This is a genomic window from Staphylococcus auricularis (assembly GCF_001500315.1).
Taxonomy (GTDB): Bacteria; Bacillota; Bacilli; order Staphylococcales; family Staphylococcaceae; genus Staphylococcus; species Staphylococcus auricularis.
Map to the genome: position 1 here is coordinate 1 of NZ_LLER01000024.1, position 217 is coordinate 217.

The 217-nt window shown below is 33.6% G+C and carries 1 protein-coding gene; it reads left to right on the forward strand.

Annotation, left to right across the window (positions count from 1 at the left end):
- Positions 1-217 (forward strand): DDE-type integrase/transposase/recombinase (locus tag APS80_RS10320; protein WP_157064353.1); only part of this gene is annotated, 217 nt, incomplete at both ends.

Sequence of the window (217 nt, forward strand, 5' to 3'; positions counted from 1 at the left end):
ATATCTGAAATATTAAGGGAACGTGGTGTAAACGTTCATCATTCAACGGTCTACCGTTGGGTTCAAGAATATGCCCCAATTTTATATCAAATTTGGAAGAAAAAGCATAAAAAAGCTTATTACAAATGGCGTATTGATGAGACGTACATCAAAATAAAAGGAAAATGGAGCTATTTATATCGTGCCATTGATGCAGAGGGACATACATTAGATATTT